The sequence below is a fragment of the Gardnerella sp. CCPDSM genome (assembly GCF_056754715.1).
Genome location: NZ_JBQEQO010000011.1, coordinates 1 through 8,266 on the forward strand (window position 1 = coordinate 1; position 8,266 = coordinate 8,266).

7 protein-coding genes and 1 pseudogene are annotated in these 8,266 nt (G+C 39.7%); 7 read left to right on the forward strand and 1 reads right to left on the reverse strand.

Translation table 11 applies throughout. The features are described 5' to 3' along the window. The 6 genes from ACTJLE_RS05955 to ACTJLE_RS05980 all read left to right on the forward strand — a co-directional run. Positions 1–2,073: phage/plasmid primase, P4 family (locus ACTJLE_RS05955; protein ID WP_481267851.1), on the forward strand; the 2,073-nt coding region annotated here is incomplete at its 5' end. Between the two features lie 398 nt (positions 2,074–2,471). Further along, positions 2,472–2,807, forward strand: coding sequence for a hypothetical protein (locus ACTJLE_RS05960; RefSeq protein ID WP_464397543.1), 336 nt, complete (start codon positions 2,472–2,474; stop codon positions 2,805–2,807). Further along, entirely contained in the window at positions 2,779–3,069 is a 291-nt protein-coding gene (locus ACTJLE_RS05965) for a VRR-NUC domain-containing protein (RefSeq protein ID WP_473412438.1), read from the forward strand. Before ACTJLE_RS05960 ends, ACTJLE_RS05965 begins: the two co-directional genes overlap by 29 nt. Continuing rightward, the gene (locus tag ACTJLE_RS05970; RefSeq protein ID WP_473412437.1) at positions 3,050–4,489 is read left to right on the forward strand and encodes an SNF2-related protein; all 1,440 of its coding nucleotides are present in this window, start codon (positions 3,050–3,052) and stop codon (positions 4,487–4,489) included. The genes ACTJLE_RS05965 and ACTJLE_RS05970 overlap by 20 nt, the downstream gene beginning before the upstream one ends. Continuing rightward, positions 4,449–4,877 (forward strand): sigma factor-like helix-turn-helix DNA-binding protein, encoded by a 429-nt coding sequence (locus ACTJLE_RS05975; protein WP_116712584.1) that lies wholly within the window; start codon positions 4,449–4,451, stop codon positions 4,875–4,877. Before ACTJLE_RS05970 ends, ACTJLE_RS05975 begins: the two co-directional genes overlap by 41 nt. Positions 4,878–5,020: 143 nt before the next feature. Next, a complete protein-coding gene (locus ACTJLE_RS05980; protein WP_473412436.1) occupies positions 5,021–7,459 on the forward strand; it encodes a glycoside hydrolase domain-containing protein in 2,439 nt (812 codons plus the stop codon). A 59-nt stretch (positions 7,460–7,518) separates the two neighbouring features. Here ACTJLE_RS05980 and ACTJLE_RS05985 read toward each other — a convergent pair whose 3' ends face one another. Continuing rightward, entirely contained in the window at positions 7,519–7,932 is a 414-nt protein-coding gene (locus ACTJLE_RS05985; protein ID WP_473412435.1) for a hypothetical protein, read from the reverse strand. Positions 7,933–8,041: 109 nt separating this feature from the next. Here ACTJLE_RS05985 and ACTJLE_RS05990 point away from each other — a divergent pair. Next, positions 8,042–8,266, forward strand: a pseudogene (locus tag ACTJLE_RS05990) (HNH endonuclease); the annotation flags it as partial.

Below are 8,266 nucleotides of genomic sequence, written 5' to 3' on the forward strand. Positions count from 1 at the left end.
GGTTATAGGTCTAAAGATAATTTCATTTCGTCTACCTGTATTCCGATGGACTGTGATAACGACCATTCTGATGTTGGTAAAGACTGGGTGACGCCTTTTGATGTTGCTTTAGCGTTTCCGAACGTGTGCTTTTACGCGTCTTATAGTAGAAACCACATGAAAGACAAGCATGGGAAGTGTGCAAGACCACGTTTTCACGTTTATTTTCCAATTGAAGAAGTAAGCGATGCTAAAGCTTATGTAGAGCTTAAAACAAGGATTCAATCAGTATTCCCGTATTTTGACAGTAACGCTCTTGATGCGGCACGTTTTCTCTACGGTGTTAAAACTCCACAGGTAGAACTTTACGAGGGTGAAAAAACAGTCACTGATTTTCTCTCGGAAGAAGATTTCAGTGAATTTGATGCAGGAACAGAAGAAATACCATCAGGGCAGAGAAACTCTAGGCTTAGTCATATTGCAGGAAAACTCATCAAACGTTATGGGGCGACAGATGAAGCACATGAGAAGTTTTTGAGTGAAGCAGAACGGTGTAATCCTCCTTTGCCTGATGCAGAATTATCTAAAATCTGGTATTCGGCTAAAAAGTTCGGGCTTAAAGTAGCAAGTCAAGAAGGTTATATTCCGCCTAGCGAGTATGGCAAAAGTTATGAGGAGTATAAGCCGGATGATTTAACAGATATTGCGATGGCTGAGGTTTTTGCCAAACATAACAAGAATAAGGCTGTTTATACGATGTCTGCCGGCTGGCTTTACTGGACGGGCAAGAAGTGGGAAGCGTCTGAGCTTAAAGTTATGAAACTTTACATGCTTATTGCTAAAAAGGTTTTGAAAAATGCTGGTATCGAGTTTAAGACAGCTTACGAACAGTTCGTTCAAGCCGAATCATCAGGTGATAAAGAGCAGGCGGATAAAGCGAAAAGTGAAGTGAATCGAGCAAAACAGTATCTTTCGTTTGCTAAGAAGATGAATGATCACAGCAAAGTGTCCGGAATATTGAAACTTGCTAAATCCATGCTGGAAGTTGCAAACGAAGAACTGGACCGTGATGCTTTCATTCTAAACACGCCTTGCGGAATCGTGGATTTAAAGACTGGAGAGCTAAAAGCACATGATCCTTGTTCGTACTGTACGAAAATGACCGCTGTTTGCCCTTCACAGGAGAACATGGGATTGTGGCAGACAACGCTTGATATGGTTACCGCAGGCGATAAAGAGTTTCAAACATTTCTTCAAAGCCATGCGGGTAGTACGCTTATAGGTCAAGTGTTTGAAGAATCGCTTTTGCTAGTGTACGGGTCAGGCGGTAACGGTAAGTCGACCGTGTTTAACGCGGAAGCACACGTGCTTGGAGATTATGCGGGGAAAATACCTGCGGAGTCTTTAACCACTCGGGCTAAAAACGTGAAAGTGGATTTAGCGGAGCTTTGCGGTAAAAGGTTTATTCTTGCCTCGGAAACTGAGGAAGGGCAAAGGCTTTCTATTTCCATGCTGAAACAGATAGCAAGCGTGGATGATATTTCAGCTGAGAGGAAATATTATGCTCCTTTTACGTTTACACCAAGCCACTCAACTATTCTCTACACGAACCATCTACCGAAAGTCGGTTCAAACGATAAGGGAACGTGGCGGAGAATCTTTGTCGCACCGTTTACGAAAGAAATCAAGAATCCGAAAACAGACTATGTTGATGAACTTTTGCAAAAAGCAGGTGGGGCAATACTTCAATGGATGATTGAAGGAGCCAAGCTTTATATCCAAAACAGTTATAAATTCCCTATTTGTAAGGTGGTAGAGCAGGCTAAGGACGCTTATCGGGCTGAAAACGACTGGATAGGCCATTTCATTACTGATTATTGCATTAAGGGTGTGAATGAAACAGAGATGAGTAGGAGTCTTTACTTGTCTTACCGCCAGTGGGCGAACCTTAACGGTGAATATGTTAGAAACGATAGGGATTTTTCTAAGGCTTTACTGTTAGCGGGTTATAGCAAAAAGCGGACGGGTAAAGGCTATCAGTGGTGTGGGCTTTCCATTAATCCTAATTTGCAGGCACAGGAGGATTTTCTTTGATGGAAAACACGGTAAAACTGAAAGATACTTCCTGAAAAATGTATTGGCGTGTAGGCAAATTTTTTACATTGTAAAAAACCAGGTTCAAAGAAAATGCTCTATAGGATTTTTTCATACACGAAAATAGTCTTTGACTACACGCTACCATGCACGTTTTCAAGAAAGAAAAGCCTGATAAATAGGGGTTTTGTATTGTAGTGTACCCTTTTTCTTTACTTTTTATATAAGAGAAAAAAATAAAAGAAATATAAGTGTATATAGAGAAAAGTAAAAGATGGGGCTAAAGCATACATGGCTACACAAATAACTTTCGCCTGATGTAAACGTGGCAAAACCAACGAATGAAACAACTCTATTCAATAGATAAAAAATAAGATTTGAGAAAGGTGGAATAAACCATGATTAACAAAAATGAGAGAACAGTAGAAACCTACAAGCAAGCAGGAGCAACAATGCGACTGACTAAGAGTCTGATTAGCCAATTAGTGGTCGATATTAGCCCGGTGCTTTTAGCGAAAGATCAAGACAGACTCCTGAAAGCCATGAACATGATTGATGAAGTATCTTCACACGCTGAGGACAACATGTTCAAAGATCACCCACAATTAAGCAATCACTATATTGACGTGTTTTACGGCGATGTTTCTGATGAGCCGAGAAACGAAGTTGATAAGAAAATCATTGAGATGGCAAAAGAGGTATCTGATGGGCTTTTTACGAGAAAAGGAAACTGAGCGAAAACTCGTCCGTGAAGTCAAAGCAATAGGAGGACTTTGTTTAAAGCTTACGAGTCCTTCTATTGACGGGCTTCCTGACAGGCTGGTTTTACTTCATGGGGGCAAGATTGGTTTTGTCGAGCTTAAAGCACCAGGTAAAAAGCCTAGAGTTTTACAGGTGAAACGTATGAAGGATTTACAGGCTTTAGGTTTTAAGGTTTTCGTGGTTGATGAGACAAGTCAGATTGGAGGTGTGATTGATGCGATACGAGCCACATGAGTATCAAAAGTATGCGACTGATTTTATTATCACACACCCGGTGTCAGCGGTTTTGCTTGAAATGGGACTTGGTAAGAGTGTTATAAGTCTTACAGCGATTAACGACCTGATGCTTGACTCGTTTGATGTTTCAAGAACGCTTGTTATCGCTCCTCTTAGGGTTGCGAACACTACGTGGCCTTTAGAGTTAGAAAAGTGGGAGCATTTAAAACACCTGACTTATTCTGTTGTGACGGGCAGTGAGAAGGAGCGGATTCAAGCACTAAAAACCCCTGCTCACGTTTATATTATTAACCGTGAAAACGTGGAGTGGCTGATAATGAAAAGCGGCCTTCCGTTTAATTTCGACATGGTTGTGATAGATGAGCTTTCAAGTTTTAAATCGTATCAGGCGAAACGTTTCAAAGCATTACTAAAGGCTAGGCCGAAAGTTAAAAGGGTTGTAGGTCTTACAGGAACACCTTCTTCTAACGGGCTTATGGATTTGTGGGCTGAGTTTAGGCTACTTGATATGGGTCAAAGGTTAGGCCGCTATATTACGTATTATCGGCAGAACTTTTTTAATCCTGATAAGCGTAACCAGCACATGATTTTTTCCTATAAGCCTAAAGATGGTGCTGAGAGTTTAATCTATAAGCAGATAGCTGATATTACGATTTCGATGAAGTCAAAAGACTATTTGAAAATGCCCGCGTGTGTGATAAACGAGGTGAAAGTAGAGTTATCCGGTAAGGAGCGAAAACTCTATGATGAGCTGAAACAGGATATGGTGGTGTCGTTGGAGGGTAAAGAGATTGATGCGATTAACGCAGCGTCTCTTTCAAATAAGCTTCTTCAAATGGCAGGCGGCGCGGTTTATAACGAGAAAAAAGAAAGCGTTCATATTCATGATCGTAAGCTTGATGCTTTAGAGGATTTAATCGAGGCTGCTAACGGTAAACCGGTGCTTGTAGCTTACTGGTTTAAGCATGATCTTGAGCGGATTAAGAATCGTTTTAACGTGCGTGAGATTAAAACGAGTGCTGATATTGCTGACTGGAATGCCGGCATGATTCCTGTAGCGCTAATTCACCCGGCTTCCGCAGGTCATGGTCTTAACCTACAGGCTGGCGGTTCTACTCTTATCTGGTTTTCCCTGACTTGGAGTTTAGAACTTTACCAGCAAACGAACGCTAGGCTTAACCGTCAGGGTCAAACCGGCACGGTTGTAATCCATCACATTATCACTAAGAACACGATTGATGAGGATGTGATGAGGGCTTTAAGCATGAAGGCTAAAGTGCAGGATGCTTTAATCGAGTCGGTTAAGGCAAGACTATCAATTAACGAAGTGAGGGAAAGGGGTTCTAGAGAGAACTTACCTCAAAATGGAGGTAAGAATGAACAAAAAAGAATACTTACGGCAAGCCTATCTTCTTGATAAGCGGATTAAGGCTGACATGGATGAAGTAGTAAGACTGCGTGAGCTTGCTACAAGTGTTTCTTCATTAAGATACGACCGAGAGTATGTGCAGACGACTCGAAGTATAGAAGCTCCGTTTGTGAAAGCTCTTATAAGGGTTATGGATTTAGAAGCCAAGATTAACATGGAGATCACGCTGCTTATCAGTTTGAAAGAGCAGATTTTGGATGTGATTTCTAAACTTGAAAGCGTGGATGAGCAGATGATTTTACGCTACCGTTACATGAGTAACATGACGTGGGAGGATATTGGTAAAGAACTCCATGCTAGCAGAATGACGATTATCAGGTGGCATGGGAAAGCGTTAGAGCACATGGTTTTACCAGATAATCTAATCCAAATCTGAAAAAATGGTACGGTTTGGTACGCTCTGATACGAGATGATACTGCCTTCTATATGGTATTATAAACTTAGCAAAAATTATAAATACTAAGCCTTGGAAGAGTAATCTTTCAGGGCTTTTTTCATGCCTAAAAGGAGGGCACAACATGGATCAGATGGTATTGCAAACACAGCAATGGTTAAACAAAACCTATGGTGATAAGCCTGGGTTTGGTTCAGTTATTACTGATGGGAATACTGGTTGGGATACAATTAATGGGCTTATTCGTGCTTTGCAGATTGAGCTTGGTATAACAGAAACGGCAAATAATTTTGGGAAAGGTACTCAGTCACGATTTAAGAAGCGCTGGCCAAATGGTATTGATCAGACAGATGAAAGTAATAATATTCATGGAATTATTCAGGGTGCTCTTTGGTGCAAAGGGTATGAGGCTGAATATGGAGGCATAACAGAAGAATTTACATATAATGTAGCAAACTCTATTTCTGATCTTAAAAGTGATATTGGTCTTTCAGATATTTCATCTACTGTGGATCTAGAACTAATGATGGTTCTTTTATCAATGAAACAATTCAAATTGTTATCGTTGTATGGAGGCAAAGAAGACATTCGTGTAACACAGCAGGCTGTTAACAGTAAATATAAGAATTATACTGGAATTATTCCAACAGACGGTCTGTATGGTCGTGAGATGAATACAGCATTGATTCAAGTGTTACAAGCTGTTGAAGGGTTTACTCCAGCTGAGGCTACTGGCAATTTTGGTAATGGCACACGATCACGTTTAAAGACAATTAGTGAGGGAACGAGTGAGTGGGTTTGGTTGGCAAGCGTAGCGCTCACATGTAATGGGTATTCGCTTACGCCAACTTCAACATGGAATAATGCAATAGTGTCGGCATTGTATAAGTTCCAAGCAGAGCATGTTATTCCTGTTACAGGTAAGGTTGATCCAACAACATGGATGAGCCTGTTAACTTCGAAAGGTGATCCTAATCGTTCTTGTGTAGCGTGTGATACACGTTTTGAGATTACTGACGAGTTTGCTGAGTGTTTGAAGGCTGATGGTTATAGGATTGTTGGTCGTTATTTGAGTGAACCTGATCAAAAAAACACTGCTGAAAAGGACTATTTTAAGGCATTGCGTACTGGAGAATTGGAAAGAATTGTGAGCCACGGTCTTCAATATTTCCCTATTTTTCAAGAGTATTCAACTGAATTACGTCATTTTACAGCAGAAAATGGAGCTCGTCATGCAAAAGAAGCGGTTGCTTCAGCTAAACGTCTTGGAGTTCCGCCAACAGTAATCTATTTTGCGGTTGATTATGATGCAACGAATCCGGAAATTAGTAGCAATATTTTGCCGTACTTCAAAGCTGTTAAAGAAAATATGCATGGTGGTTATCGGATTGGAATTTATGCATCTAGAAATATTTGTACTCGTGTTAGTAAAGCAGGATATGCGGTAGCATCATTTGTGTCTGATATGTCTACAGGTTTTAGTGGAAATCTAGGCTTTTCTATTCCAAGTAATTGGGCGTTTGATCAGTTCCATGAAATCCCTGGCTATAAAGGTAAATGGGATCTTGACAGAGTAGCATATTCTGGACGTTTTGGAGCGGTTGGAAGTGTAAATCATTCAACTGGCAATCCACAATCAAAGATTACTTATGTCGCTCCACCTAATCCAGATACGTCTCGTTTAACAAAAATTGAAAAAGTGATAGACCTCATTCAACAATTAGAAAGCGTGTATGATAAATGGCGAAAAGTATATCAAAAGTATGCGGTGGTTCTAGAGTATCATCCTTTAAGCGTGACTCAAGGTGTGATTAATTATCTAGCTAAGGCATATATGACGAATTGGAAATTTGCTATTGCTGGCGCGTTTGCAGATCCATTTTTCATAATATTCATGGAAAAAGAATATCCTGCATTAAAAGATAAGCTGGATACTTATATTGGTAATAAGCGTGACGAAGTTGCTGATATAAGTGGTGGTAAAAACGATATAGCACACTTTGCTTATACGCTTTATTGTTATGCTTATTCTAATTTAGCTCCAGATCATTGGACTGGTTGGGCAGGAGATCTTGCAACAGGCATGGATGACTTACATAAGTACCTGCAAAAGTATCCATCTCTTGATCGTATGAAAGCAGCATATGCTCTTATTGGTTCAGACAGTAGTGCACAGTCAGAGTATTTTAAAGCAAATCATGTCAGTAATAAACTTGGTATTCGCTGCAATTTTACAGATTTTTGTGATGATGCAGACGCTATCTATTTAGGAATGAATCTACGTAATGCTAGTGATGAAAATTTGCATACTTTAAGCGATATGATGACAACTTATTATAGTAGTATTACTGCTCAAAAGAGATATACTGCTTATGCTCAAGATGGGTTAGATTTCAGTTCATTTAAAGCACTGGAAAATTCTATTAAAGCAAAAATGTATGGATGTCTGGAACAAATTATAGGACTTGGATTGCTATCACGGCTTGCTGGCGAATCAACTGATGAAGAACGAGATGCATGCTGTATTGCTATGGCTCATTATTTGCTGGCAAAATCAAAATAATCATAGAGTTAAATTATTGAGATAACAGGTCACGGAGGTGATTGAGGGTGTCTTTATTCTCAATCACCTTTGTGCTTTTGGTTTCTTCTTCGTAAAAACTCTTTAACAATGATTGGAATTATAGTTGGAATACATTCAAGAGTAACAAAAAATGTAATGTACGTGCAAGTCCAGCTACTACCCAATTGCCGAGGAGACTCTTGTAATATCAATAAATCAATAGCAGGGGCGATAAGCGCTATGGCAATGGTTTTACAAACTCCTAAGTTTTCGAGTGTTTTTTGATTGACAACAATCGAGTAAAGAAGAATTTTTGTTAAACCAAGTGCATGAGCTATAACAATGAGTAAAAAGGGTGAGTCATAAACAATTTCCCAATCGAGTGATTTAAGAGAATTGATAATAAGTCCTAAAAGAGGGAGTAATAATGAAAAAAGGAATAATCGTATAGCTTGATATACAGATTTCTTCATAACTAACCTCCTTAAATTTATATAGTCAAGTGGATGCCTACTGTCATAGACAGACTATTTTTCACTTATTTTACGTTAATTTATCTTACTTGAAAAGGGAGGATGAGTCTTGCCAAGAAAACCTAAAAGACCGTGTTCTTATCAAGGCTGTCCGAACCTAACTGACGGCAGGTTTTGTGAGGAACACTTAAAACAAGAGAACAGACGATACGAAAAATACGAGCGTCCTTATGATGCTCACAAGCGTTACGGCAGAGCATGGCAGAAAGTCAGGGACTCTTATGTGAAAGAGCATCCTTTCTGTGAGCTTTGCTTTAAGAACCATATGCTTGTA